General features: G+C 44.5%; 26 protein-coding genes. 20 read left to right on the forward strand and 6 right to left on the reverse strand.

Annotated elements, in window-relative coordinates; genetic code table 11:
- Window positions 1-104: 104 nt before the first annotated feature.
- Window positions 105-827, reverse strand: a complete 723-nt coding sequence (locus ACVBIL_RS16435; RefSeq protein ID WP_447168031.1) for a FimV/HubP family polar landmark protein — start codon at window positions 825-827, stop codon at window positions 105-107.
- Window positions 828-1,100: 273 nt separating this feature from the next.
- Here ACVBIL_RS16435 and priA point away from each other — a divergent pair, with 273 nt between their 5' ends.
- The 3 genes from priA (at window position 1,101) to ACVBIL_RS16450 (ending at window position 5,752) form a co-directional block, all read left to right on the forward strand.
- Window positions 1,101-3,296, forward strand: coding sequence for a primosomal protein N' (gene priA / locus ACVBIL_RS16440; protein ID WP_447168032.1), 2,196 nt, complete (start codon window positions 1,101-1,103; stop codon window positions 3,294-3,296).
- Window positions 3,297-3,420: 124 nt separating this feature from the next.
- Window positions 3,421-5,166 (forward strand): arginine--tRNA ligase, encoded by a 1,746-nt coding sequence (argS, locus tag ACVBIL_RS16445; RefSeq protein ID WP_447168033.1) that lies wholly within the window; start codon window positions 3,421-3,423, stop codon window positions 5,164-5,166.
- A 10-nt stretch (window positions 5,167-5,176) separates the two neighbouring features.
- The gene (locus ACVBIL_RS16450) at window positions 5,177-5,752 is read left to right on the forward strand and encodes an SPOR domain-containing protein (RefSeq protein WP_447168034.1); all 576 of its coding nucleotides are present in this window, start codon (window positions 5,177-5,179) and stop codon (window positions 5,750-5,752) included.
- A 141-nt stretch (window positions 5,753-5,893) separates the two neighbouring features.
- Here ACVBIL_RS16450 and ACVBIL_RS16455 read toward each other — a convergent pair whose 3' ends face one another.
- Complete coding sequence (locus ACVBIL_RS16455) at window positions 5,894-6,397, reverse strand: YbhB/YbcL family Raf kinase inhibitor-like protein (RefSeq protein ID WP_447168035.1); 504 nt, start codon at window positions 6,395-6,397, stop codon at window positions 5,894-5,896.
- A 583-nt stretch (window positions 6,398-6,980) separates the two neighbouring features.
- Here ACVBIL_RS16455 and hslV point away from each other — a divergent pair.
- From hslV to tsgA, 5 genes are all read left to right on the forward strand, one after another.
- Window positions 6,981-7,505 (forward strand): ATP-dependent protease subunit HslV, encoded by a 525-nt coding sequence (hslV, locus tag ACVBIL_RS16460; RefSeq protein WP_447168036.1) that lies wholly within the window; start codon window positions 6,981-6,983, stop codon window positions 7,503-7,505.
- Between the two features lie 49 nt (window positions 7,506-7,554).
- Window positions 7,555-8,880, forward strand: coding sequence for an ATP-dependent protease ATPase subunit HslU (hslU, locus tag ACVBIL_RS16465; RefSeq protein ID WP_447168037.1), 1,326 nt, complete (start codon window positions 7,555-7,557; stop codon window positions 8,878-8,880).
- A 129-nt stretch (window positions 8,881-9,009) separates the two neighbouring features.
- Window positions 9,010-9,405, forward strand: coding sequence for a gamma-butyrobetaine hydroxylase-like domain-containing protein (locus ACVBIL_RS16470; RefSeq protein ID WP_447168038.1), 396 nt, complete (start codon window positions 9,010-9,012; stop codon window positions 9,403-9,405).
- A gap of 237 nt (window positions 9,406-9,642) precedes the next feature.
- Complete coding sequence (gene deoD / locus ACVBIL_RS16475) at window positions 9,643-10,347, forward strand: purine-nucleoside phosphorylase (RefSeq protein ID WP_447168039.1); 705 nt, start codon at window positions 9,643-9,645, stop codon at window positions 10,345-10,347.
- Between the two features lie 119 nt (window positions 10,348-10,466).
- Complete coding sequence (gene tsgA / locus ACVBIL_RS16480) at window positions 10,467-11,636, forward strand: MFS transporter TsgA (RefSeq protein WP_447168040.1); 1,170 nt, start codon at window positions 10,467-10,469, stop codon at window positions 11,634-11,636.
- A 47-nt stretch (window positions 11,637-11,683) separates the two neighbouring features.
- On the opposite strand, the gene ACVBIL_RS16485 is transcribed toward tsgA, so the two are convergent.
- From ACVBIL_RS16485 to ACVBIL_RS16500, 4 genes are all read right to left on the reverse strand, one after another.
- Window positions 11,684-12,355, reverse strand: coding sequence for a Crp/Fnr family transcriptional regulator (locus tag ACVBIL_RS16485; RefSeq protein WP_447168041.1), 672 nt, complete (start codon window positions 12,353-12,355; stop codon window positions 11,684-11,686).
- A gap of 84 nt (window positions 12,356-12,439) precedes the next feature.
- Window positions 12,440-13,495, reverse strand: a complete 1,056-nt coding sequence (locus ACVBIL_RS16490) for an MJ1255/VC2487 family glycosyltransferase (protein WP_447168042.1) — start codon at window positions 13,493-13,495, stop codon at window positions 12,440-12,442.
- 9 nt (window positions 13,496-13,504) lie between these two features.
- Entirely contained in the window at window positions 13,505-14,017 is a 513-nt protein-coding gene (locus tag ACVBIL_RS16495) for a phosphatase PAP2 family protein (protein WP_447168055.1), read from the reverse strand.
- Between the two features lie 233 nt (window positions 14,018-14,250).
- Window positions 14,251-14,502, reverse strand: a complete 252-nt coding sequence (locus ACVBIL_RS16500) for a YgjV family protein (protein WP_447168043.1) — start codon at window positions 14,500-14,502, stop codon at window positions 14,251-14,253.
- A 338-nt stretch (window positions 14,503-14,840) separates the two neighbouring features.
- Between ACVBIL_RS16500 and rraA the strand changes: the two genes are divergently transcribed.
- From rraA to hemB, 12 genes are all read left to right on the forward strand, one after another.
- Entirely contained in the window at window positions 14,841-15,326 is a 486-nt protein-coding gene (gene rraA / locus ACVBIL_RS16505) for a ribonuclease E activity regulator RraA (protein WP_447168044.1), read from the forward strand.
- Between the two features lie 197 nt (window positions 15,327-15,523).
- A complete protein-coding gene (locus ACVBIL_RS16510; RefSeq protein ID WP_447168045.1) occupies window positions 15,524-16,558 on the forward strand; it encodes a formimidoylglutamase in 1,035 nt (344 codons plus the stop codon).
- A 205-nt stretch (window positions 16,559-16,763) separates the two neighbouring features.
- Entirely contained in the window at window positions 16,764-17,519 is a 756-nt protein-coding gene (ubiE, locus tag ACVBIL_RS16515) for a bifunctional demethylmenaquinone methyltransferase/2-methoxy-6-polyprenyl-1,4-benzoquinol methylase UbiE (RefSeq protein WP_447168046.1), read from the forward strand.
- A gap of 11 nt (window positions 17,520-17,530) precedes the next feature.
- Window positions 17,531-18,154 carry a ubiquinone biosynthesis accessory factor UbiJ gene (locus ACVBIL_RS16520; protein WP_447168047.1) on the forward strand — a complete coding sequence of 208 codons (624 nt, stop codon included), beginning with the start codon at window positions 17,531-17,533 and terminating at the stop codon, window positions 18,152-18,154.
- Window positions 18,151-19,800 (forward strand): ubiquinone biosynthesis regulatory protein kinase UbiB, encoded by a 1,650-nt coding sequence (gene ubiB / locus ACVBIL_RS16525; protein WP_447168048.1) that lies wholly within the window; start codon window positions 18,151-18,153, stop codon window positions 19,798-19,800. Before ACVBIL_RS16520 ends, ubiB begins: the two co-directional genes overlap by 4 nt.
- Before the next feature lie 60 nt (window positions 19,801-19,860).
- Window positions 19,861-20,130: a Sec-independent protein translocase subunit TatA gene (gene tatA / locus ACVBIL_RS16530; protein WP_447168049.1), complete on the forward strand. Its 270-nt coding sequence runs from the start codon at window positions 19,861-19,863 to the stop codon at window positions 20,128-20,130.
- A 6-nt stretch (window positions 20,131-20,136) separates the two neighbouring features.
- Window positions 20,137-20,532, forward strand: coding sequence for a Sec-independent protein translocase protein TatB (gene tatB / locus ACVBIL_RS16535; RefSeq protein ID WP_202721263.1), 396 nt, complete (start codon window positions 20,137-20,139; stop codon window positions 20,530-20,532).
- A 3-nt stretch (window positions 20,533-20,535) separates the two neighbouring features.
- Window positions 20,536-21,303 (forward strand): twin-arginine translocase subunit TatC, encoded by a 768-nt coding sequence (gene tatC, locus ACVBIL_RS16540; protein WP_447168050.1) that lies wholly within the window; start codon window positions 20,536-20,538, stop codon window positions 21,301-21,303.
- A 170-nt stretch (window positions 21,304-21,473) separates the two neighbouring features.
- Window positions 21,474-21,986, forward strand: coding sequence for a hypothetical protein (locus ACVBIL_RS16545; RefSeq protein WP_447168051.1), 513 nt, complete (start codon window positions 21,474-21,476; stop codon window positions 21,984-21,986).
- Window positions 21,986-22,780, forward strand: coding sequence for a TatD family hydrolase (locus ACVBIL_RS16550; RefSeq protein WP_447168052.1), 795 nt, complete (start codon window positions 21,986-21,988; stop codon window positions 22,778-22,780). The genes ACVBIL_RS16545 and ACVBIL_RS16550 overlap by 1 nt, the downstream gene beginning before the upstream one ends.
- Window positions 22,780-24,645, forward strand: a complete 1,866-nt coding sequence (locus tag ACVBIL_RS16555) for a sensor domain-containing diguanylate cyclase (protein ID WP_447168053.1) — start codon at window positions 22,780-22,782, stop codon at window positions 24,643-24,645. The genes ACVBIL_RS16550 and ACVBIL_RS16555 overlap by 1 nt, the downstream gene beginning before the upstream one ends.
- Window positions 24,646-24,669: 24 nt before the next feature.
- Window positions 24,670-25,680 (forward strand): porphobilinogen synthase, encoded by a 1,011-nt coding sequence (gene hemB / locus ACVBIL_RS16560; RefSeq protein WP_447168054.1) that lies wholly within the window; start codon window positions 24,670-24,672, stop codon window positions 25,678-25,680.
- Window positions 25,681-26,183: the final 503 nt, after the last annotated feature.

Consider the following 26,183-nt stretch of genomic DNA (forward strand, 5'->3'; position numbering starts at 1 on the left):
GATCTGATTAGCAGATTCAAGCTCCATAATGCGCGAATATCCAACAATCAAAAAAAGTGAGCAAAAGCCTATTCCAATGCACTCTAACAAGCAGCCTTAACCCATTATTTCATCGCATTAAATTGCTTCTCAGCGCCTTTAGCATCGGTATACTTTTCAAGTGTAGCCATGGACGGACACGCTAGTTTCGCTCGCGCTTTAAGCCCATTTATACTCTGCTGATTAAATGCCTTAGGGTTACGCTCAAAAATAGCGAGTATGGCTCCATAAGGGCTTATCCCCCACCGCTTAGCTTGGCGATTACCAATACGCCATAGACTTTCTTTACCATCAAATTCAATTTGGCAATCATCTAAACGGCTTACAATCACCTCCGCGCCGCTAACACGAATGCCGTTTGCAACTGCAGCTACCTGGTCTTGAGTACCCAGATCAACCATTGCAGAGCGGCTGGCAATATAATCGCTATCCATCTCGGCCTGTGCGCGGTTTACATCAAACAAGTTAATCACTTTGACTTGGTACCAACGATTGACTCGATACTCTTTGATCACCAATACGGCCTCTTTATCCACGACATCATCGATACCCGTCACCTGAACCTTAAAACGAGTTAACGGCTTAGATATTAGCCGCTCTTCACCATTGGCTTGACGGATAGAGAACTGCACTTTTTTCAAGTTACTATGTGAAGACACAATGTTTAGCATTAAATTAGGGTGCTGACCGAGCTCAAACTGCCTTTCATTTATGCTGACATGAGACACCTGCGCATGAGCCGTTGTCAGCATAAACAGGCTCGCTAAGGCCAATATAATTCTCTTCATCAAATACTCGTCCTTTTAACCCTAGTTTCCAATTCCCGTCACCCCGAACCCACTGCCCTGAACAAGTCCGCAATGAAACGGCATATAAATCGACTAAGGTGTTTTGTTATATCTATTTTATTGCTAAAAGACATTAATCAGTTACTACCGCCGCAGTCTCCCTGCTTAACGTGCAGCGAAGTCAGTCAATAAGCAATTAAATTAATTGTCGCTAGCTCTGGCCAAGTTGGCTCGGTACACTTAAGGCCAATATCCTTTCGAAACAGTAAACCTATGCCTTTGTTTGTTGAGGTCGCACTCCCCGTTCCGATGCGACGAAACTTTAGCTACCAAGTGCCTGAACACATCACTATTACGCCTCAAAAAGGGTTGCGTGTTCAAGTCCCATTTGGTCGCCAACAGCTCATAGGCTTAATCACTGCTGTCAGTGATAGCTGCTCACTCCCCCCCAAACAAATTAAACCTATAGTTGCAATCTTGGACAATGAGCCACTGTTACCTGAATCACTCTATAAATTAACCGCTTGGGCCGCAAGGTATTACTTCTGTAGCTTAGGGCAAATGTTGTCTCAAGCCATTCCTGTTGCACTACGCAAAGGCGCCGAGGTAAAAGCTTCTAGTGTCTCTTATTGGACACTGACCGATGCTGGTAAACAAGCAGATATTAATCAACTTAATCGAGCTCCGGCGCAGCGCAAGCTTCTGCATTGCTTACGTGAACGCGATTTAGAACTCGGTGACATCACCAGCTTAGAGTTAAGCAAGGCCGCAATCAAAGCTTTGGATGATAAAGGTTGGATCGAAAAACAAACTCGCACTGTCGCAACCGACTTAAGTTGGCGCTCTGAGCTTGAAATGACGGAGGAGCCACATAGGCTTAATCCTGAACAAGCCATTGCGGTGGCCACGCTAACTCAACAGTCAGGTTATCACTGCACCTTGCTCGAAGGCGTCACAGGCTCAGGAAAAACCGAAGTCTACTTAGCCATGCTAGAAACGGTGTTAAAACAGGGCAAACAAGCATTAGTCTTGGTACCTGAGATTGGTCTTACGCCGCAGACGATTAACCGCTTTAGACGCCGATTCAACGTTAAAGTGGCAGTCATTCACTCGGGGCTTACCGACAATCAAAGGCTGGACGCTTGGCGCCAAGCAAAGTCTGGTGAGGCCGCCATTATCATCGGCACCCGCTCCGCACTCTTCACACCGATGGCGTACCCAGGGGTCATCATCTTAGATGAAGAGCATGATTCAAGTTTTAAGCAACAAGAAGGGGTGGGCTATCATGCGCGCGATTTAGCGGTTATGCGCGGTCATCTTGAACAAATCCCGGTATTGCTTGGCACTGCAACACCATCACTAGAAACCCTACAAAATGCACTAACGGGTCGCTATCAACATCTGCATTTGTCCAAACGCGCTGGCGCGGCAGAAAAAGTCCGCCAAGGTATTATCGATATCCGCAATCAGCCGCTACGCTCGGGGATGTCGCACGCGCTATTAAACGAGATGCGCATTCACCTCGACGCTGGCAATCAAGTCATTTTATTTTTGAACCGTCGTGGCTTTGCCCCCGCGCTGATCTGCCATGAATGTGGCCACCTGCATGAGTGCGACCGCTGTGACGCCTTTTTTACTGTACATCAAGCTCTAGGCGAGATCCGCTGCCACCACTGCAGCAACCAATACGCAATCCCCAAGCAGTGCCACAGTTGCGGCAGCACTATGCTTGCGGGCCAAGGCGTGGGTACTGAGCAGTTGGCGTCTTTTTTAGAAAAAGAGTTTCCTAATCATCCTGTGGTACGTATCGATAGAGACACCACCCGTAATAAGGGCTCACTTGAAGGCCACCTTAACGCGATCCACAAGGGTGAGTACAAAATCTTAGTTGGCACCCAAATGTTGGCAAAGGGCCATCACTTCCCCGATGTGACACTCGTTGGACTGCTCGATGTCGACGGCGCTCTATTTAGCGCCGACTTTAGAGCACCCGAACGCTTTGGTCAGCTTTATACTCAGGTATCGGGCCGTGCAGGCCGTGCAACCAAACCCGGCACAGTGTTATTGCAAACTCATCAAAGCGATAACGCTATGCTACGAGAACTCATGCATAAAGGTTATGGCGAGTTTGCCCGTAATCAGTTATTTGAGCGTACTCAGGCATTACTGCCACCAGCCTGGCATATGATTCTGATCCGCGCCGAAGCCCATCAAGCTATCGATGCCGATAACCTACTAAGTCAAATTGGCGCCTTGCTTCCTCAAGATGATGAATGTGAAGTCATTGGCCCGATGCCAGCGCCACTTGACCGAAAAGCGGGTAAGTATCGCCGCCAATTACTGTTTCAGACTAAAAACCGCAATAGGTTACAGCAGGAATTTGAGCGTGCACTGCCGCAAATTGAGCAGCTGCCGCTGGCTAAAAAATGTCGCTGGAGTATCGATAGAGACCCACAAGATCTGCTTTAAATCGACTTTATTGGCTTCAAAGCAGAAAAAGTTCGCTAGAGGATAGTAATTCACCATCACTAGCGGCTAAAATAGTCGGTTACCCCTTATTATTTTACTTAATGTAAGTGTCGATTAAACGCCAATGAAATCACATACTCAATCTTTACTCGCTGAATCTTTAAATGCCCTTAAACAACAAGGGATTGTTCCTGCTGACTTTGAAGCTCGCATTCAAGTTGACCGAACGAAAGATAAGAGCCACGGTGATTTTGCAACTAACTTGGCAATGATGCTAACTAAAGCTGCGGGTAAGAATCCACGTGAAATTGCACAACTGTTAATTGATAACTTGCCAGCATCTAGCCATGTTGAGAAAGTTGAAATTGCCGGTCCTGGATTTATCAACTTCTTTATTGATGATAACGCCCTTGCTAACCAGCTAATGGCAGCACTCAACAGCGATCACCTTGGTCTTGAGTTACCAACACCACAAACGGTTGTTGTCGATTACTCTTCACCTAACCTTGCCAAAGAGATGCACGTGGGTCACCTACGTTCAACCATTATTGGTGACAGCGTAGTGCGCGCCCTTGAATTTATGGGTCACAATGTTATTCGTCAAAACCACGTGGGTGACTGGGGTACTCAGTTCGGTATGCTACTTGCCTACATGGAAGAGCTTCAAGCTGCCAATGGCGAACAAGCCAAAATGGAGCTGTCTGATCTAGAGAACTTCTATCGCGCCGCTAAAGTACGTTTTGACGAATCAGAAGAATTTGCTATCCGCGCTCGTAAACTCGTGGTTGCATTGCAATCGGGTGATGAGTATTGCAACAAACTATGGCGTGAATTTAACGATATCTCGTTAAGCCATTGCCACGAGTTATATGAACGTCTAGGCGTTAGCTTAACTCGCGCAGATGTTCGCGGTGAAAGCGCCTATAACAGTGATCTCGCACAAGTGGTTGCAGATTTAGATGCACAAGGATTATTGTCTGAAAGCAACGGTGCAAAAGTTGTTTTCCAAGACGAATTTAAAAACAAAGAAGGCGAGCCTCTGCCGGTTATTATCCAAAAAGCCGATGGCGGTTACCTATATGCCACCAGCGATTTGGCGGCCATGCGTTACCGCTCAAGCGTGCTCAATGCTGACCGAGCACTGTACTTTGTAGACTTACGTCAAGCACTGCACTTCCAGCAAGTATTTAAACTCGCTAAAACCGCTAAGTTTGTACGCGAAGAAATGAGCTTCGAGCACATGGGCTTTGGCACCATGAACGGTGAAGACGGTCGTCCATTCAAGACCCGTTCTGGCGGCGTAGTTAAACTTATCGACCTACTAAAAGAAGCCGATATACGCGCACTTGAATTGGTACGCAGCAAGAATCCCGATATGGACGAAGCTGAACTTGCTGAAATTGCCCGCGTTGTGGGTATTGCTTCAGTTAAGTACGCCGATCTTTCAAAGAACCGCGCCAGCGACTATATCTTCAGCTTCGAGCAAATGCTGAGCTTTGAAGGCAACACGGCGCCATACCTACTTTATGCTTACACTCGCGTAGCAGGTATTTTTAAGCGTGCTCAAGACGTTGACTTAAGCGATGCAACAATCATTCTAGAACACGAAAAAGAGAAATACTTAGGCACTAAGTTGGCTCAATTTGGTGAAGTGATGACACGCATGGTTGGCAAAGGTCAGCCTCACGCTCTTTGTGGTTACCTATTTGAACTTGCAGGTGCCTTCTCAAGTTTCTATGAAGCGTGCCCAGTATTGGCCGCGGAAACAGAAGCGTCTAAGAAGAGCCGTTTACTCTTGTCTCAGCTAACCGCTAAGACATTGAAGCAAGGCTTAAATCTTCTTGGTCTAGAAACGTTAGAACGGATGTAAACTTTAGCTCATGACAAATCGTGATTATGCAAACCGTAAGCCTGCTCGAAAAGGTAAGAACAGCGCTCGCACCAAGAGCTCAAAAGGAAACGCCCCTAAGCGTTTTCCTATTCTGCTGTTGCTTATCACGCTTGCAGGTGTTGGCGGCTTTGGCTATTTACTGTGGATTTTAAGCAGTAGTGACGAACCAGCAACCACACCTGCGGTTGTCGAGCAGCCAAAGAAAAAGCCTGTTAAGAAAGATCCAGACGCCCTTCCTCCAGCCCCGAAGGAAGAGTGGACCTATCTTAAAGAGTTAGAGAACAAGAAGGTTGAAGTTGATCTACCAGAGGTATCGACTAAGCCTAAGCGTCCATATCAGATGCAATGTGGCTCATTTAGAAAAGAGTCACAGGCTAATGAACTCAAGGCTATTATCGCGTTCCAAGGCTTAGAGGCTCAGGTGCGTAAGGCCAAAGGCAGCAGCGGCGTTTGGTACAAAGTCGTACTGGGACCTTATGACAAGAAACGTGATGCCGAAAGGCAACGTCATGTCTTGCAAAATTCCGGCACTAACGGCTGCCAGATCTGGTTCTGGGAAGGCTAATCCCCCGAAGTCTTGAACGCTAAAGCGCTGCTTATTGCAGCGCTTTTTTATTACCATCAACACACCTGCTAATAACAGTGATCCTCAATGACAAAGATGGCCGGGGCCAAAATGGCACATTGGGATCAAACTAAAACAAGCTTACTCTTGCACATAGACAGAGGTTAATGTGGCCGATGCTGTCGCAGTAGCATTCAGCATAAAACCGACCATAGCTGCAGAAGCAGCCTCTGGCAATTCTAAGGTCTCAACAGGTAATGCCCATAGGGTAAAGTGATATCTGTGCATGCCATGGCCCACAGGAGGATTAGCACCACCGTAGCCTAAACTACCATAGTCATTAGCTAACTCTCTAGCACCTGCTATCTGACCCGATGCACCACGGGCAATACTGGTAGTGCTCGCAGGAATATTAACGACTTGCCAATGCCACCAGCCAGAACCAGTAGGCGCATCAGGGTCAAATACCGTAATAGCATAACTCTTAGTGCTAGCAGGTGCTCCTTGCCAGCTCAGTTGTGGAGACAAGTTATTTTTATTTTCACCAAAGGTAAAAACATCACCCATTGGCTGACCTTCAAAAATATCTTCACTGGTTAACGTCATGCCTACGCTATTTTCACTCAGAACATGTATTGCTCTCATCACACAACCCTCTTTAATTGGATAGCTAAAGAATAGGCCTATTTTGCGATGACGGTATGAGATCCCCCTGCTTTCTCCGCATTAAATACGTTCGAAGAATTACCGTTGCAGCAAGACTCCTTGCAAGATAAAACCACAACCAATCACTCGCTCAAAAACAATCAGCGGCTATAAAGTTCTGACCCCGAGCGGTAACAACATAAAGCCCCTATTCACAGTGTTCGTTCAGAGTGTAATGTTAAATCGTTGTTTTTGAAGATTGCGCTAGTCCAACATCCGATCACATAGACATAGGTTAGAGCAAGCTTTGTTATGACGACCTTGATACATCAAAGCGCAATGGGTTTCCAAATCCAATACTCTTTGGGCATGAAGTCGGGGCAAATCCAGACTTATTTCTTGACAGGACTGCGCTTAATTTAGCCTAAAGCTATCCCTATTATTTACGCTCAACGTATATACAGATGCAGCTGTGGCACGAAGCAATACCAATATTCCCCTTGATATTTACTCATGCATCCCCATATCTCTATTATCGTCAACCAGTAGGCAGACCGTCTCTGGCTAGAGAAGAGGATTTATTGTGACCACAATCGTATCAGTACGCCGAAATAACCAAGTCGTTATCGCCGGTGATGGCCAAGTTTCTCTCGGTAACACCGTTATGAAAGGCAATGCGAGAAAAGTTCGTCGCCTGTACCACAACAAGGTACTTGCGGGCTTTGCTGGCAGTACCGCCGATGCATTCACCCTATTTGAGCGTTTCGAAGCTAAGCTCGAAATGCACCAAGGTCACCTTATGCGCGCAGCCGTTGAAATGGCTAAAGACTGGCGCTCAGATAAAGTGTTACGCAAGCTTGAAGCTTTACTTGCCGTAGCAGATGCTGAATCGTCATTGATCATTACCGGTAATGGTGATGTGGTTCAGCCTGAAAATGATCTTATCGCGATTGGTTCTGGTGGCGCCTTTGCCCAATCTGCAGCGACTGCACTGCTTGAAAACACTGACTTAAGTGCATTAGAAATTGCTGATAAATCGCTAACAATTGCAGGTAACATTTGCGTGTTTACCAACCAATTTAAGACTATTGAAGAATTAAAGTACTAGGCGAGCAAATCGTTTATACCAAAAATGCTGCAAAGCATGAGGAAAGATTATGTCTGAGATGACACCACGTGAAATTGTTCACGAGCTAGACAGCCACATTATTGGTCAACAAAAAGCTAAGCGTTCAGTGGCCATTGCCCTACGTAACCGCTGGCGCCGTATGCAACTTCCTGCCGATCTTCGTCAAGAAGTCACCCCGAAGAACATTCTAATGATCGGCCCAACGGGTGTGGGTAAAACTGAGATAGCTCGTCGCCTAGCTCGCCTAGCAAAAGCGCCATTTATTAAAGTTGAAGCCACCAAGTTCACCGAAGTGGGTTATGTGGGTAAGGAAGTTGAACAGATCATTCGCGATCTTACTGACTCAGCAATTAAATTGACTCGCGAAGAGCAAATTAAAAAGTGTAAATTCCGCGCTGAAGAAGCTGCAGAAGAGCGTATTTTAGATGCATTGCTGCCTAAGCCTAAAGAAGATTGGGACAACGAAAAGCCAAGTGACAATGCCACACGTCAAATCTTCCGTAAGAAATTACGCGAAGGTCAGCTAGACGACAAAGAGATTGAAATCGATGTATCGGCGCCGCAAGCAGGCATTGACATCATGTCTCCTCCAGGTATGGAAGAGATGACTAACCAGCTGCAAAGCATATTCCAGAACATGGGGCCGGGTGCCAGCAAGCGCCGTAAAATGCCAATCAAAGAAGCTTATAAGCTATTGATTGAAGAAGAAGCGTCTAAGTTAGTTAATCAAGAAGATCTTAAAGAGCAAGCAATTGAATTAGTTGAGCAACACGGTATTGTGTTCCTTGATGAGATCGACAAAATTTGTAAGCGCGGCGAATCATCAGGCCCAGATGTGTCTCGCGAAGGTGTGCAGCGCGACCTTCTACCATTAGTAGAAGGTTGTACCGTTAACACTAAGCACGGCATGGTAAAGACTGACCACATTTTGTTTATCGCCTCTGGTGCATTCCAGATGTCTAAGCCGTCAGATCTTATCCCAGAGCTACAAGGTCGCTTGCCAATTCGTGTTGAGCTAGATGCACTTTCTGCCAATGACTTTAAGCGTATCTTAACCGAGCCACACGCGTCGCTAACTGAACAGTATATTGCGTTGATGGGCACAGAAGGCGTGACAATCGAGTTTACCGAAGACGGTATCGATAGTATTGCAGAAGCGGCTTGGCAGGTAAACGAGCGTACAGAAAACATCGGTGCCCGTCGTCTACATACTGTAATGGAACGCCTAATGGAAGAGCTTTCTTATGAGGCCTCTGACAAGTCAGGCTCTGTGACTGTTATCGATGCCGCGTATGTGAAAGCAAGCTTAGATAACTTGGTGCAAGACGAAGACTTAAGTCGCTATATTCTTTAAGCTAAGGCTAAAGTACAAGCTAGTATCGTCGCCAAGCTAATGGCAAAATTAGTGATAGCGGTTAAGGACATTTACGGACTTAATCGCTATTGTGTTTCTAATACTCGTTAAAATCATTTTGGTTAATCAATGACTCAAGATAACAACACTCCCAATGTTGCAGCGCTAAAGCTAAAACGAAAATCTCGCCAACTTGAGATGACTTTTGATAATGGTGAAACCCATCAATTAAGCTGTGAGATGCTAAGGGTTTACTCGCCTTCGGCTGAAGTGCATGGTCACGGCAATCCGGTACTGGTGACCCACAAGAAAAATGTCAATATCACCGCTATCGAACCTGTTGGTAACTATGCGGTAAAAATTGTCTTTGATGATGGCCACGATACCGGCCTGTTTTCTTGGAAGGTCTTGTACGATCTTGCCACTCATCAAATAGAGTTATGGGAAAAATATCTCGCTCGCCTGCGTGCGGCCAAAGCCAGCCGTGAGCCGTTAATCGATATGACCGTGAAGTACCATAAGTAGACTCCAGCAAGGTTAACAAAGCCTACAGCAATAGATCGCCTAACACCTCTTAGGTGATCTACGTATCAGCCATCTATTTTCCACTATCGCTCAAATCACAAAAAATGGCACATCGAAACCATTTCCCTGTGAGCAAATACAAAAAAATGCGCATATTTCAGTCTATGCGGACTTATGTCCTCTATGCATACCGACATGGCACTTACTATCGGTTGCAATCAAAAAAGAGGATAACTCATGACTGCACACATCAATGGCAAAATCGGCGACTTCGCCGAAACTATCATCATGCCGGGCGACCCACTTCGCGCCAAATACATCGCAGAGAACTTTCTAGAAGACGCGGTTGAAGTCACCAATATTCGTAACATGCTCGGTTTCACGGGTTTTTATAAAGGCCAGCGTATATCGGTAATGGGTCACGGTATGGGTATTCCATCGATGGTGTTATACGCCCATGAGCTTGTCGCTGACTTTGGTGTTAAACGTATTATTCGTGTTGGTAGCCTTGGAGCAACTCAGCAACACGTCAAAATTAATGACGTGATTTTAGCGCAAGCAGCAGGCACAGATTCACCGACTAACGCTAAGCGTAGTAGCGGTTATCAGATGGCCACGTCCGCGACATTCGATCTACTACATAAAGCCTATATGATCGCGCAGCAGAAACAGATCAACGTTAAAGTCGGTAACGTCTTCAGTGGCGACATGTACTACGACCCAGATGAAGATATGATCCCAGCCCTTGAGCGTTTTGGCGTTTTAGGCGTGGATATGGAAGTGGCTGGTCTTTATGGCCTTGCACACCATAAAGGCTTTGAATCACTCGCAATCCTTACGGTTTCTGACCACTGCTTAACTGGCGAAGAGACCAGTGCAGAGGCTCGTCAATTAACCTTTAATCAGATGATTGAGCTGGCATTAGAAACCGCCTGTCAGTAAGACTCAAATAAGCCGCTCGAAGCCTTACTTCCAGCGGCTTACTTTTTAACGACTAGCTTTAATGATTAGTTTTAATGGTGAGTTGTTAGCTGGTGATACAGCAACAATAGGAACAGATGATGAAAAACAAAATATCCTTAACCTTGCTCAGCTTTTTAGCCAACTTCGTGATGGCAGGCTTTGCAACTCAGTTCGGTATGCTAATTGAACCGATTAGCGATAAGTTCTCTGCTAACGTTAACGAAGTCGCTTCTATCTTCTCGCTGCTTAATGGCGGTGCGCTAGCCGGTACTATTGCAGCGTTTTTCTTAATTGAAAAAATTGGCGTAAAGCGCATTACTCTGCTCAGTTACGTTAGTATCGCACTCAGTGCTGCGGCGCTGCACTTTACTGGATCACTAAGTGTGGTCATGGTCGCGATGACTGTGATTGGTCTTTGTGGCGGTGTGGGCCTTTGTATTGCGGGTACGATAGTGGTATCGGTATGGAAAGATAAAATTCAAAGCACCATGCTAGTCGTGCAAGATGCCACCTTTAACGTGGCCGGTGTGGTCTTCCCATTAATCACGACCTATGCACTAAGCAATGCACTTTCTTGGAGCTACAGCTACCTTGCCGTCGGTATCGTTGCACTCGCTACAGCAGCAATCGCTCTAGCTACTAACTTTGAGCTTTGTGAGACTAAGGGCAAGACTGAAGCAAGCAAAGATCAGTCTGAGTGGAACCTTGGTATTATCAGCGGCGGTTTAGGCTTATTTCTTGGGATGTTAGCGCTTTATACCTTCCTCACTTGGGCACCGATGTTTGTTAAGACTAAATTCGACATCCCTTTTGAAGAAGCGGGTAACATCATCACTCAATACTGGTCAGCAGCATTAGTTGGCGCGTTAGTATCAACCGTGATTGTCTCAAGAGTGAAAATCCAACACTTTATTATGGGTATGATTTCACTGGCATTAGTCATTACCAGTCTTATCGTTACCACAGATAACTTAAGCTGGATTGGTTACCTAACCTATGGCTACGGCTTTGCCTGCGCCGCGCTGTATAACGCGTTTATCGCTTATGGCGTATCATTTGTGAAAAATGCCAGCAGCCGTAACGTGTCTTACATCTTAATTAGTGGCAGTGCGGGCGCTATGTTTAGCCCTGCGATTAGTTCACTATTTGAAAGTGTTATCGGCCTACAAACCGTGATGTATGCAATCCCAGTCATCTACGCGTTAATCATTGCAATGCTAGTCCTGTCGACACGTCAGAAAGGGCCGTTAACGACACAAGTAGCCTAATACCTAGATCTTAAATATGCTCTAAGCGCTATAGTTAGCGTTTAGAGCTATTCAATAAATGCTTTTAATCCTTTTAAATCACAAATGATGAGCCCCTCTTTCTCTCGCTTTATTAATCCAAGATCTTCAAGCTTTTTAACTGCGCGGCGATAAACTCGGTCTGTCGTAGCAAAGCGTTCAGCTTCTAAATAACACTTAGTAAAACCTTCGACCGGCTGGTCTTTTAAATACTGATGGTAAAGATCATAAGCGATGTTATAAGCAATAGGATATAGCATTCTACGGGTAAAAATATCGACCGTATCCTGATAATCAATAGCGATTGCACTGGCAAAAAATAGCGCAAACTGTGGCGTTTTGAGCAAGGCTTGCTGCAGCTTATCGCCATTAATAATCGAGATCTCTAACGGCTCTTCCGCAATGATGTCTAGTTGACATAGGTAATCGGTAAAGAACTCCATCTCGCCAAATATCTGTGAATCACAAGTCATGGTTCCCAGCTGAAAACTGCGACCATTTCTGGCAGTGTACCCCATAGAGATCCGCCCGTGTGGCACAAGAATGAGTGCATTAACCTGTTGGCCTTGCTGCATCAGCTTGTGCTGCGCCGCAACCATTTTAGTTTCGGTAATACACTCTCGCATGATCTGCTCAATAGCATCATGCTCTTGCTCCCATAAAGAATGGAAGCGCCCTTTTGCGAGTGGTTTTAGCTGCATAGTCTTGTTGGTCTAGTTTACATTCAGGCGATTGATAGCTTTTATTATACGCCTTTGTAGGCACTGAGTGGCAGCTTCACTAAATTAGGGGCTCTTTTTCTGCCAACTGACAGGCAAGCTTACGTTCTCCCATAGCGATTGGCATAATGCTTCAGGCTGACTCCAATTCCCTTGTAATAGCCATGTAACTAAGGCATCACCGACTTCAGGATATTGAATCGCTTCTGGCATAGGAGCCTTTAACCAACGCCTTAATGCATCAGGATCTAAATGTGTTTTCATACATTCTGCAGCGCCTAGCAGCTCTAGTGCTGCCACATTCGACAGCTGCTCAAACTGCCCCAATAACGGTTTAATTAACAGCTTTTTCCCCAGCGTTAAGGCTTCACTCGCTAACTCAAATCCAGCATTACCAATGACACCACCGCAGCTTGCCATCGCCGCTTTAAAACCGCTTCGGTCAAAACCATGCCACTTAACGTGCCCAGGCACACAATGAGGCGCCTCACCTGCGTGATACACCCAAAAAGTATAATCGCTAAAAGGAGTAAGAAACTTCGCTATTTCGTCTGGCGATTCAAACGGTAAATACACGACTATTTGATGTGCAAGTTGCAACTCAACCTTATCAACCTCAACAAATGGCGGCAAAATAGGAAAGCCAAAATGATGCCAATGACAGCCTAACGCAATGTCCACAGGAGCAAAATAACTTAGCATCACCTCGTTAAACCAACTGTCACCTATCTTAGGAACCGGATAATTCAACGCCGCTTGGTGGCTAATGCCTATGGATGGAATACCTTGATTTTTTGCCGCCCAAGCCGATACGGGCTCAAAATCATTGAGCACTAAATCATAACCGCTTAAGTCGAGATTTTTAACGTCTTTAATAAACCCAAACCAGGCATTATGTTTTGCGGTTTTTGCTACGCTAACCCGGCCATTTGCAGTTGCGAATGTCAGTCCAGCTTGCAGCTGATATTGACCAAAACACTGCATATCAAAAAACTGCTCAGCTGAGCGTCCTGAAAAGAAGAAATCAACATCTACACCTTGGCGTTGTAGTGCTTTCGCCATAACGCGTGCGCGACTTAAATGACCATTTCCCGTACCTTGAACACCATAAAGAATTCGCAAATGATTCTCCTAAATAAATTGCCGGCTTAATAACACAGATATAATTCCCAGCATCGCACCTGCCAGTATATCTAGCGGATAATGCACACCTAGCACGACGCGAGCTAAACCTATCGCTAACGCCCAGAATATGGTGATATAGAAAAGTGATGGGTAGACAAGATAGATGCTCGTTGCCATAACGAAAGCCGCTGCCGTATGGCCTGATGGTAAGCTGAATTTGTCTGCCGGTTCAAAACTCGCGACGCCATCAGCAAGCGCGTGACATGGGCGGGGGCGACGGATCATATTTTTAAGCGCAAAGTACAGCGGAAGCTCTAGCAGATATGCTGCCACCATAGTATTGAACAACTGCTCCCCCCTGTTATCCATGATTAGAAACGCCACCGCTAGATAAAGATATACGGGGCCATTACCTGATGCTGATAACAAACGTGCACACTTTTGCAGCCCGTGCAGCTGGCCTTTTTGAACAATATAACGGTAAAGAAACCGATCGAACGTCGTTATCAGAGCCATTATCATTACCCACCTATTGTTTATGCTCTTTCAATCTAGGCAAGCTATGAAATCTCTATGACGTGGCAGTGACAACTTATCTAAAGTTTTATGACAGATGCTTAGCTTAGGCTATACCCCTAAGGCTCTTAGGTATAAATAGGGTTAAGGAAACAGCAGGAAGGTAGAAGGCGTTAAAAACAGCAATGATAACCAGCCTAAGAAGGAGTTATAGGCTGGTTTACAGTGTGCTCACATTATTCTGGCGCAAGCACTGGATTATTGCGGTTTCTATATAGCTTTAGTAAGTGATAGATATTGATACATGCGACGAACGCGTTCATACCGGCAACGGGCCAGGCTTCAATGGATGAACCATAAATGACAAACAATGTACATCCAGTAAAGTTAAGACATCTTAGCCAAATAATGTCTTTCATCATGAGTGATATTGCCACCATAATTGATGCAGCATAACCGATGATTTCAATAGTGTTAACAGCTTCCATAAGGCACCTTTTTTAGGCCCTATGCCTTCCCTAAGCTAATCGGGGGATCCGTGCCCCTAAAGCGGGTCAAAATTAAAGTTTACGTTAAATTATCTGACAACATGCTAACAAATATCGCTACAAATGGTAATAAAAAAACGTTATATAATGACTCAAGTCATGTTTTAGTGGTTTTATTAACCAATGCGTGGAAATATTACTACATCAATATCAAACGCAGCCTTAATAGACAATTGCGTGATTGATAACACTTTTCTTTTTAAGAATCCCTTATATACTGAGTGCAACTACTTGCTTGCTCGGACTTCTGAGCATCTCTATTTATCAGGAGTGTTCTTATGGAATACAACACCTCAGAACTTTGTGACACTTATATCGATGTTGTTGATGTTGTCGAACCCATGTTCAGTAATTTCGGTGGTTGTAGCTCTTTTGGTGGCTCAATTAGCACCATTAAATGTTTTGAAGACAATGGTCTTATCATTGACGCTGTCCAAGAAGATGGAGAAGGTAAAGTACTACTGATTGACGGTGGTGGGTCACTACGCCGTGCACTTCTCGATGCAAGAATTGCAGAAGTTGCAGTAGCCAACAACTGGGAAGGTATTATCGTTTACGGTACTGTACGCGATGTTGATGCACTGGAAGACTTAGATATTGGCATTCAAGCATTGGCTTCTATTCCAGTTGGCGCAGACAGCAATGCTGTGGGCGAGTTAGAGATCCCGGTAAACTTCGGTGGTGTAACTTTCTTACCTGGCGATCATGTTTATGCTGACAACACAGGCATTATTCTGTCACCAGAACCATTAGATATCGATTAAACCAAGATTAACTGATGCGATTTAGCCTCTAGCTTTGTGCAATAAAAGAGTCTGTTCCATGGTGAAATAATATAAAACCAGTCCCATAAGGCTGGTTTTTTTGTATCTGTAATCTGCCCCCTTATTCTTGCGCTACTTGCAGACAGAATTTATCCGCTTAAACTAACGCTATCAGAGCTAACAATAAGAATAGCAATATGACGTATTTATCTCTTTTCGACCAAGACAAACTCTCAAGCCTGCTTACAACTCGTCATGGCGAAACTAAACTAGGCCAAACAGTTTTACTTCCCGACTTAACATTAGATCTCTTGGGTATTTTAACCCACGCCAAAGCGCACGGTGCTCGCTTTGCGATAATAGGCATTGGGGAAGATATTGGCCCACGCGCCAATATCGGACGCGGTGGTGCTACCGATGCATTTGATAGCGCTATGAAGCAATTCCTTAATCTACAGTCGAATCGATTTTGCAGCGGTCATCAGTGTTTAGTACTTGGACAGATTAATACGCAAGATCTTCAGTTGCCTTCAAATAGCTCTGCCGATACGTTGCGAAATAATGTCGAGCAACTCGATAAACGCGTCATTACGGTGTTAACCGCTGTATTTAATTCAGGGCTCGAACCTATCGTTATCGGAGGTGGGCATAACAATGCCTATGGATTACTGATGGCAGCAAAAAGTGCCTTTAAGCGCCCTATCGCAGCCGTTAATATGGATCCACATTCAGATTTTAGACCTAAGGAAGGGCGCCATAGCGGCAACGGTTTTAGCTACGCCGCGGCTTCAGGAGCACTTGGCTACTATCATGTGCTCGGTCTACATGAGCTCAAAAATAGCGAAACCACACTTGAGCAACTTAGCGCATTTGGTGGTCATTGGCATAGTTTGCAGCAAATCTGGATCCGTCGAGAACTCAGCTTAGAGCTAGCTTTAAAGAGTATCGCTACACAGCTTAACAATACTCAACTACCTGTTGCTGTCGAGCTTGATCTTGATGCTATTACCAATATGCCCAGCAGTGCATCAACGGCCGCGGGTGTGCCGTTACTCGACGCACTTTATTATGTCAGTTATATCGCCAAGCATTGCCCAAGCGCCTACTTGCATTTAGCTGAGGCGGCGCCTTGCTGCCATGTTGCAGGAGCAGAAGCTGGCCACCGCGAAACAGGCCAAAGCATCAGTGAATTGATCTACTCCTATATCAGCGCACGTATGAATGCGTTATAGCTAGTAATAATTATTCAACAATGACAATTATTATGGTGTAATGCGCTGTCAATTTTGCGATAGCCTGCGCAATCACGCATTTTTTTATAATCCTTAAGCGGATAGCTAACATCGGTCACAGAGTGATAGATGAAAGATTCAGCAATTCGCTTCGATGACTTACAATCGCAAAAAATTTAATTGCTAACGTTATAGGAACAGATAGATGTCAGAGGACACTCCAAAGAGCACTCACTTCGGGTATAAGACCATTGAAGCAGAGAAGAAAGCCGACATGGTTGCTGGCGTATTCCATTCTGTCGCAGCAAAGTACGACATAATGAATGACGTCATGTCTTTCGGTATTCATCGCATGTGGAAGCGATTCACAATCGAAAGTGCGGGTGCACGTCCAGGCATGAAGGTGTTAGATCTTGCTGGCGGTACAGGCGATCTAACCGCTAAATTTTCTCGTATTGTTGGTGACACAGGCCAAGTGACTCTAGCCGACATCAACGATTCTATGCTTAAAGTAGGCCGTGAAAAGCTAAGAGACAAAGGTATTGTCGGTAACGTCAACTACGTTCAAGCCAACGCTGAAGCGCTGCCTTTCCCTGATAATCACTTTGATATCATCACGATTGCTTTTGGTCTACGAAATGTGACCAATAAAGATGCAGCGATTGCATCAATGCTTCGTGTATTAAAGCCTGGCGGAAAGCTATTGGTACTTGAGTTTTCTAAACCTCAGCATGAAATCATGCGTAAGGTTTACGATTTATATAGCTTTAAAATTCTGCCGAAGATGGGTTCACTCATCACTAAAGATGCTGACAGCTACGAATACCTTGCAGAATCAATTCGTATGCACCCAGACCAAGATACCCTAAAGCAAATGATGGAAGATGCTGGCTTTGAACAAGTCAACTACACCAACATGACTGACGGTATCGTTGCCTTGCACAAAGGTTACAAATTCTGATTGGACTCACTATGTCTCGTGACCTGCCATTACTTGCCTGCGCCGCGATTGAGATCAGCCTAAACAAGCTGATCTCACAATCTCCTGAAGACTACGCTAAATTGCGTAGCCTTCACGGCAAAGTGTTATGTATCCAACTTTCACAGCTCAACTGGCCGCTTTACTTTTTGTTTGCCAAAGAGATCTTAGTCTTCTCTCATTACGAAGGTGAGATCACGACTAAAGTGAATGCCGATGTCACCACGCTGTATCAGCTGACTGAAGGTGCAAACCTGACCGAGTTGATAAAACAAGACAAACTCAGTCTTGAAGGTGACTTAAGCCTATTGCAGACGTTTAGTCACTACATGCAACACATTGATATCGACCTCGCAGAGCCTCTTTCTCGTTACATCGGTGATGCACCGACACATTTTATCAGCCAAGGCCTCAAACAGGTCAAAAGCGATCTAAGCAATGTGCTGTTTAAGACTCGATCACACCTTGGTCAGCTCACAATCGAAGAATATAAGCTCGCTCCTCATAAACTCGAATATATCTATTTAAGTGATAGAATCGATGATTTAACCGTCGATGTCGACGCCATGGCTACACGAGTAGACCAGCTTATCAACAGGGTAAAAATGAAACCATGACAGTAAAAAGTATCAGGCGCGCTTATCACGTCATTCGTACTGCTCTGCACTACGGACTAGATGATTTAATTCCTTCTAAGTTAACGCCATGGTACTTCAAACTGTTAAGGGGCTGCTTCTTCTGGCTACGCAATCAACACAAGGATAAAGTCGGTGGCGAACGCCTAAAGCTGGCGATGCAAGAACTCGGGCCTGTTTATATCAAGTTTGGCCAAATGCTATCGACTCGTCGCGATCTATTATCTGACGAGTGGGCCGAAGAGCTTGCTATGCTGCAAGACCGAGTGCCGCCTTTTGACTCCGCTATTGCTCGCGCTTCAATCGAAAAAGAGCTAAATGCACCAATCGAAACCTATTTTGACCATTTTGATGATACGCCGTTAGCATCAGCCTCTATCTCACAGGTGCATACTGCAACACTTAAATCTAATGGTGCAGCAGTGGTATTAAAGGTTTTGCGCCCGGATGTTGAACAGAAGGTGCATGCTGACATTCTACTCATGTCACAAGCCGCAGGTTTCCTAGAAAGCCTGCTTGGCGCAAATAACCGCTTACGTCCTGCTGAAGTCATCGAGGACTATCGTACGACGATAGAAGGCGAGCTGAACCTTAAGCTTGAAGCTCTCAATGCCATTAAGCTACGCAACAACTTTATCGACTCCAATGCACTCTACATCCCTTATATGTATGAAGAACTGTGTTTTACACGCCTTATCGTGATGGAGCGCATCGATGGTATCCCCGTATCGGATAAAGTGGCATTAGAAGCGCAAGGGACTAATTTTAAACTACTCGCAGAGCGTGGTGTAGAGCTATTCTTCACCCAAGTGTTTCGTGATAACTTTTTCCACGCAGATATGCATCCTGGCAATATTTTTGTCAGTCGTGAGCACCCTAACGATCCTTTCTATATCGGTTTGGACTGCGGCATTATGGGTACGCTTACCGAAGAAGATAAACGCTACTTAGCCGAGAATTTTTTAGCCTTTTTCAATCGCGATTATCGCCGTATTGCTCAGCTGTATATTGAGTCAGGCTGGGTTTCGCCAGATACGGATGTCGGCGCATTTGAACAAGCTGTTAAAGTGGTTTGCGAACCTATGTTCAACAAACCGCTCGATGAAATTTCATTTGGCCATGTTTTACTCGAGCTATTTAGAACGGCTCGACGTTTTGACATGGTCGTTCAACCCCAACTCGTGCTACTCGAAAAAACCTTGCTTTACATTGAAGGCCTGGGGCGTCAGCTATACCCACAGTTAGATTTATGGCAAACAGCCAAACCTTTCCTAGAGCAGTGGATGGCAGAACAAGTTGGGCCAAAAGCAATGGCCGACAAGGTTAAGAAACAGTTACCGTATTGGGCTGAACATTTGCCTGAACTACCAGAGCTTATCTACGACAACCTAAAAATGGGTCGCAACCTATCTAAAAATCAAAATAATTTGTTAGATCGGTATCTCAAACATCAACAAAAAGCTCATAAAAGTAACTATCTTTTGATTACATCGGCTGTTTTAGTGATCTGCGGCACGATTTTGTTAAACCAAGACGCTACACTATGGCCCTCTTATGGCAGTATTGGCATAGGCCTCACTCTGTGGGTGCTTGGATGGCGATCTAGACCGAAGAATCGCAAAATTTAGCTAGACCTAATTAACCAAAGGTTCATAATAGAACCAGTATCTAATTAAGAGGATTCATCCATGGGTGGCATTAGTATTTGGCAGCTTCTTATTGTTGCTTTGATTGTCGTATTATTGTTTGGAACTAAGAAGTTACGTTCACTAGGCGGCGATTTAGGTGGTGCCGTTAAAGGCTTTAAGAACGCCATGTCTTCTGAAGAAGAAAAGAAAGCTTTAGAAGAAAACGCAACTGACAAACCCGCTGCTGACACTGCAAAAGTGACAGAAACAGCAAAAGTTGCAGAGACAGCCGAAAAAAAGGCTGAGTCTAAAGGTAAAGAACAGGCGTAATCGACTATGTTCGACGGTATCGGCTTTATGGAGTTGCTGCTGATTGGGATCTTGGGCCTAGTAGTACTTGGCCCTGAAAGACTTCCAACGGCTGTACGTTCAATCTCTAGCTGGATCCGCGCCATGAAAAAAATGGCTAACTCGGTAAAGGACGAATTAGAGCAAGAGCTTAAAATTGAGCAACTGCACTCTGATTTGAAAAATGCAGAGAGTCAGGGTTTGAAAAACCTTTCTCCAGAGTTACAGGATTCAATCGATCAATTAAAAGAAGCGGCTCAATCTGTTAATCGACCTTATCAAGTAGAAGACGTTCCAGCGGCGAAAGATACACCAGCCAAAGAAACGCCTCCAGCTGAGACAAGTTCGACAACGAGTGCTAATTCAGACAAACCTAACGGGTAGTCCATGTCACAACAGCAGCCATTAATCAGCCATTTGCTTGAGTTACGAACCAAGTTACTAAAAGCAATTGGCAGTGTTCTTTTGGTATTTATTTGCTTGGTTTACTGGGCTAACGATATCTACCATTATATGGCCACACCATTGATGCAAGTACTGCCGGAATCAAGCAGTATGATTGCAACTGATGTCGCTGCGCCATTCTTTGCCCCTTTTAAATTGACATTAGTTTTGTCATTTTTTGTTGCAGTACCTTATGTCCTTTACCAGGTGTGGTCTTTTGTCGCACCAGGCCTATATAAGCATGAAAAGCGTTTAGTTGTGCCGCTACTAACCAGTAGCACACTCCTTTTTTATCTAGGTATTGCTTTTGCTTACTATATCGTTTTTCCGGTCGTCTTTGGATTTTTCGCCAGTGCCGCACCAGAAGGGGTCCTAGTCGCAACGGATATAAGCAGTTACCTGGACTTTATTTTAAAGTTGTTCTTTGCGTTTGGTTTAGCGTTTGAAATCCCGGTAGCCGTTGTTCTGCTATGTTGGGCAGGCGTCACCACACCTGAAGACCTGAAACAAAAACGCCCTTATATTGTTGTTGGCGCCTTTGTTATTGGTATGCTTTTAACGCCTCCAGATATCATCTCTCAAACGATGCTAGCGATTCCTATGCTCATTCTGTTTGAAGGTGGTTTGATTGCTGCGCGTTTCTACAGCAAAGGCAATGAAGATGACGAGAACGAAGATGGAGACGAACAGAAAGAGTCAGAGTCCCAATAGATTTTCTTGTTAAGCTTATATAAAGGTATTATCTCGTTGTCACTCAACAAAGATAATACCTTTTTTGTTTTTATAACGTTAAGTAATCAATAACATTAATGTTTCAATTCGCCTAATAAAATGTAAAATCAGTCTAAAACCTGCTTTATAAAAATAAAAGGAAGTTATTGATGACCAAGCAACGCTTATTGCTACTTACCACAGCGTCTTTACTTATCTCAAGCGGCGCCCATGCATCCGTTGAAACTCAGTTAACACAATGTGCAGCAATTCAAGATAAGCTCGAACGATTAATTTGTTATGACAAGCTTTCTTCATCACTAAATTCACATCCAGCTAAAACTGCACAGCTCCCGGTTACAGAAACCCTCGCCGTAGCGGCATCAACCACTGCCGTCGTATCAACGGCAAACAAGACATCCCATGATGACTTTGGCCAAGTAAAAAAAGCCGACAAAGAAGAGATAAGCAAGATCTACCTAGAGGTAGCCAAAGTCTCTAAAGATGCTTACGGCGCCTTAAAAATTTCATTTGCCAACAATCAAATCTGGAAGCAAACAGATAATCGCACCTTCCGAATAAAACCTGGGCAAAAAGTCTTTATTGAAAAGGCGGCTTTTGGTTCATTTATGCTAGGTACAGATGACCGTAACACCACCATTCGAGTAAAGCGTCTAAAGTAATGCCTCAATATATGGATATAGCTGTCAATCTTATCGGCAGCTCGCTTGAAAACGACATACAAGGTGTCATTGAAGATGCTGTAAACCAGTCGGTTACTTCTATGGTTGTTATTGGCAGCGATCTAGATGAAAGTAAGCATGCCATCGAGCTATGTGAACGGTTTCCCAAGCAACTCTATAGCACGGCGGGTGTTCATCCTCATCATGCCAGTGAGTGGCAACACAATAGTGCAGACACCATCCGCATGCTTGCCAAATCACCATGTGTCGTTGCCGTAGGAGAGTGCGGCCTTGATTACAATCGAGACTTCTCGCCACGAGATATGCAACGCAACGCATTTGCTAAGCAGCTAGAGCTCGCTGTCGAGCTGAAAATGCCGGTTTTGATGCATGAACGTGATGCTCACCAAGACTTCTTAGCTATTCTAAAAGAGTATCGCGCAGATCTCCCAGCTGCGCTATTACACTGCTTTACCGGTAATATGCAGTCTCTCGAAGCCTATATAGAGCAGGATATCTATTTAGGGATCACGGGGTGGGTATGTGACGAGCGCCGCGGGCAAGAACTCGCTTCGATAGTTCCTTATATTCCCGATAATAGAATCCTCATTGAGACTGATAGCCCCTACCTCTTACCAAGAAGTATGCGTCCAAAACCAAAATCCAGTAAAAATGAGCCTAAATACCTACCGTATATCGCGCAGTATATTGCCGATCTAAAACAGCAAGAAATTGATACCTTTGCTGAAAATACCTATAGAAATAGTCGCCAATTTTTTGGTTTAGGTTGTTAATGCAGCTTCATTTTCAGTTATTCGTCTTTATTGCGCTATTCGCCTTTTCTAATCTCGCCAATGCCGAGATGCACCTCGTTATTAATGAAGAGACTACTGATAAGGTTCCTTTAACACCTCTGTTATATATTAGTGAGTCACTAGCCAACTCGAATATACAGCAAGTCGTTAACTCTACAGACCTGCCGTGGCAACAATATGAATTAAGCAACATTAACGGTATAGGGCAACATCTCCATTGGGTTAAGTTCACTCTAAAGCATCAGTCCCATGATCCACGCCAGCAAATTTTATCGTTAGCTAATCCACATTTGGACTATATTGAGCTTTACCACTTCAATGGCGCGACGCTTGTTGAACAGCTAATAGTTGGTGACAGCCTTCCATTTAGCCAAAGGCCTATCTTAAATACACACTTTTTATACGCTTTTAATAGTCAGCAATATGAAAACCATAGCTTCTATTTGCGAATAAATACATCAGGCTCGGTCAACCTACCTTTGACCTTATGGAGCAGTGATACTTATTATCAAGATGCTGAACAGCGTTCGGTTTTTTATGGTTTTCAGATTGGTGTACTGATGGCCATTGGTATATTTAGCCTACTCATTGCCATTACATCCAATTCATTTAGCTATACCTACTATGCAGGGTATGTACTCTCTATCACCCTATTTATAGCAACACTTCACGGCTTAGCATTTCGATTTATCTGGCCGAACTTTCCTGTTATTCAAGAATACGCATTACCGGCTCTCCTTAGTCTATCTATGATGTTCGCTTTCCTGTTTTCTGAAAAGGTGATGCAGCTAAAATACTACAACCAAGCTATGTTGAGGTTGTGCAGAGTTTGTGCCGCACTCTCTGTATTACTTCTGTTTATGGGCTTGCTACTCAACTATACGACCGCGTTAATGATTAATATTTACGCTGTAATGCTGGCAAGCCTGATGCTAATGTATATGTCCTTGCTCGAAGCAATTAAGGGCTACAAGCTGGCAAAGTTGTTTGCCATTGGTTGGGCAGGAATGATGCTAGGTGCATTATTGTCTGGTGCGATTTACTTAGGCCTACTCGACTGGAATATTGAACCGAAAACCCCGTTTATGATTGGGCTTAGCGTCGAGATTGTTTTTATGGCAGCGCTATTAGCGATTCGCTACAACGATGAGCGCCTATCTAAGCTTCAAATTCAAAAAGATGCTTTAGCTCAGGCCAAAGACAGTAAAGAAGCTGCACTACGTATTGAAGCTCGAAGCAGCGAACTTTTAACCCAAATGGTACAAGAACGCACCTTAGAACTAGAGATTGCACTAAGGGAGCTCAATGAAGCTAATCAAAAGCTCACTGAACAAACAACAATAGATAGCCTTACCGGTGTGAAAAACCGCAACTCATTTGATAAGCGTATTATCGCAGAGGGTCGGATTAGCCGTAGGCAACAATCTCCAATGGCAATTTTAATGCTCGATTTAGATCACTTCAAAATGATTAATGATTCCTATGGCCATCTTGCAGGTGATCAAGCATTAAGGGTTATTGCTGAGAAACTAAAAGAGCATTTAAAACGACCAACTGATCTAGTATCACGTTTTGGGGGTGAAGAGTTTGCTATTATATTACCCAACACTGATCAAGTTGGTGCGACACAAGTCGCTGAGTCAATAAGAAAAGTTATCGATAAGCTACCGATTTATTGGGAAGAAAATACCATCACAATATCGGTAAGCATTGGGGTAAGTAGTGAAGTTATCACCTCAGAAGAGCATACCACCTTGTTATTAGAACAGGCTGATAAAGCACTTTATCAAGCAAAGAATGAAGGGCGTAATCGTATAAAACTATACCGCCCGGAACAAAATTAATATCACCATCGTCTGGAGCCAAATGTGAATATTATTACCAGTGCCTATCCACAACGTAGAATGCGCCGCATGCGTAAGCATGAATTTAGTCGTCGCCTAATGGCAGAGAATCAACTGTCGGTTAATGATTTAATCTACCCAATGTTTGTTCTTGAAGGGAACAACCGCACAGAGCAAGTTGCCTCTATGCCTGGTGTAGAGCGATTATCTATCGATCTACTGCTTAAAGAAGCAGAAGAGCTCGTGGAACTAGGTATTCCTCTAATCGCTCTATTCCCAGTGACTCCAGCTGAGAAAAAGACTTTGATGGCTGAAGAAGCCTACAATGCGGATGCCTTAGCTCAGCGAGCAGTTCGTGCACTTAAAGAAGCTTTCCCACAGCTAGGTGTGATGACTGACGTAGCCCTCGATCCATTCACGACTCACGGTCAAGATGGCATCATCGACGAAACTGGCTACATCATGAATGACATCACTACTGAAATTCTGGTGAAACAAGCCTTATCTCATGCAGAAGCTGGCGCAGATATTGTCGCGCCATCAGACATGATGGATGGACGAATAGGTGCTATTCGCCAAGCACTAGAAGAAGCGGGTCACGTTAATACCCAAATCATGGCTTACTCTGCAAAGTACTCTTCTAACTACTACGGTCCATTCCGCGATGCAGTAGGCTCAGCAGGCAACCTAAAAGGTGGCAATAAGCACAGCTATCAAATGGATCCAGCTAACAGCGATGAAGCGCTACATGAAGTTGCTCTCGATATTCAGGAAGGTGCGGACATGGTAATGGTTAAGCCTGGCATGCCTTACCTAGATATCGTTCACCGCGTAAAAACAGAACTTGCAGTGCCAACCTTCGCGTATCAAGTTAGCGGTGAGTACGCCATGCATATGGCTGCAATCCAAAATGGTTGGTTGGCCGAGAAAGCCATCGTAATGGAATCATTGCTTTGCTTTAAGCGTGCAGGTGCAGACGGCATCCTAACTTATTTCGCTAAACGCGCCGCTCAGTGGTTAAAAGAAGACAAGTAATTAAGCCCTAGCCATTAAAAAGCCAGAGATTATCTCTGGCTTTTTTTATTTCCGACGGTTTCTTTATGCCAGTCGGTATACCCCATAAGAAACCAATTCGTTTTTATAGCTACTTGATAGATCGTGGTTAATGTCATCAATCTTCAAAAGATACCCATTGATCTCATGAGTAGGTCGTCATCTTCCTGGTTGTGAGAGACTGTGCTGCCAGTAAATCTTATTCCAACAAATCGAAGCGATAAAGCCCGATGCATTAGCAACGGGCTTTATCGCTTCTCTTTCGAGAATACTGTTTTGTCTTCACTTTTACAAAAGTGAAAATAAAAGTGGCGCCTGGAAATGACCAGCTTCGAGGCCATTTATATGCATCCTGCATAAATGGCATTCCCTACATCCTGTAGGTCACAAGCTCTCCGCGTTGACCCACATGGATAATGGAATGGACCCATCCACTTTTAATCGGCCTCACAATGGGCCACGATGTAGTTGCTTAAACTCATCAG

The organism is Shewanella sp. 125m-7 (genome assembly GCF_052977045.1).

Coding starts and splice junctions, on each gene's coding strand:
- ACVBIL_RS16435 (WP_447168031.1), bottom strand. CDS start 827: ATGAAGAGAATTATATTGGCCTTAGCGAGCCTGTTTATGCTGACAACG.
- priA (WP_447168032.1), top strand. CDS start 1,101: ATGCCTTTGTTTGTTGAGGTCGCACTCCCCGTTCCGATGCGACGAAAC.
- argS (WP_447168033.1), top strand. CDS start 3,421: ATGAAATCACATACTCAATCTTTACTCGCTGAATCTTTAAATGCCCTT.
- ACVBIL_RS16450 (WP_447168034.1), top strand. CDS start 5,177: ATGACAAATCGTGATTATGCAAACCGTAAGCCTGCTCGAAAAGGTAAG.
- ACVBIL_RS16455 (WP_447168035.1), bottom strand. CDS start 6,397: ATGAGAGCAATACATGTTCTGAGTGAAAATAGCGTAGGCATGACGTTA.
- hslU (WP_447168037.1), top strand. CDS start 7,555: ATGTCTGAGATGACACCACGTGAAATTGTTCACGAGCTAGACAGCCAC.
- ACVBIL_RS16470 (WP_447168038.1), top strand. CDS start 9,010: ATGACTCAAGATAACAACACTCCCAATGTTGCAGCGCTAAAGCTAAAA.
- deoD (WP_447168039.1), top strand. CDS start 9,643: ATGACTGCACACATCAATGGCAAAATCGGCGACTTCGCCGAAACTATC.
- tsgA (WP_447168040.1), top strand. CDS start 10,467: ATGAAAAACAAAATATCCTTAACCTTGCTCAGCTTTTTAGCCAACTTC.
- ACVBIL_RS16485 (WP_447168041.1), bottom strand. CDS start 12,355: ATGCAGCTAAAACCACTCGCAAAAGGGCGCTTCCATTCTTTATGGGAG.
- ACVBIL_RS16500 (WP_447168043.1), bottom strand. CDS start 14,502: ATGGAAGCTGTTAACACTATTGAAATCATCGGTTATGCTGCATCAATT.
- rraA (WP_447168044.1), top strand. CDS start 14,841: ATGGAATACAACACCTCAGAACTTTGTGACACTTATATCGATGTTGTT.
- ACVBIL_RS16510 (WP_447168045.1), top strand. CDS start 15,524: ATGACGTATTTATCTCTTTTCGACCAAGACAAACTCTCAAGCCTGCTT.
- ubiE (WP_447168046.1), top strand. CDS start 16,764: ATGTCAGAGGACACTCCAAAGAGCACTCACTTCGGGTATAAGACCATT.
- ACVBIL_RS16520 (WP_447168047.1), top strand. CDS start 17,531: ATGTCTCGTGACCTGCCATTACTTGCCTGCGCCGCGATTGAGATCAGC.
- ubiB (WP_447168048.1), top strand. CDS start 18,151: ATGACAGTAAAAAGTATCAGGCGCGCTTATCACGTCATTCGTACTGCT.
- tatA (WP_447168049.1), top strand. CDS start 19,861: ATGGGTGGCATTAGTATTTGGCAGCTTCTTATTGTTGCTTTGATTGTC.
- tatB (WP_202721263.1), top strand. CDS start 20,137: ATGTTCGACGGTATCGGCTTTATGGAGTTGCTGCTGATTGGGATCTTG.
- tatC (WP_447168050.1), top strand. CDS start 20,536: ATGTCACAACAGCAGCCATTAATCAGCCATTTGCTTGAGTTACGAACC.
- ACVBIL_RS16545 (WP_447168051.1), top strand. CDS start 21,474: ATGACCAAGCAACGCTTATTGCTACTTACCACAGCGTCTTTACTTATC.
- ACVBIL_RS16550 (WP_447168052.1), top strand. CDS start 21,986: ATGCCTCAATATATGGATATAGCTGTCAATCTTATCGGCAGCTCGCTT.
- ACVBIL_RS16555 (WP_447168053.1), top strand. CDS start 22,780: ATGCAGCTTCATTTTCAGTTATTCGTCTTTATTGCGCTATTCGCCTTT.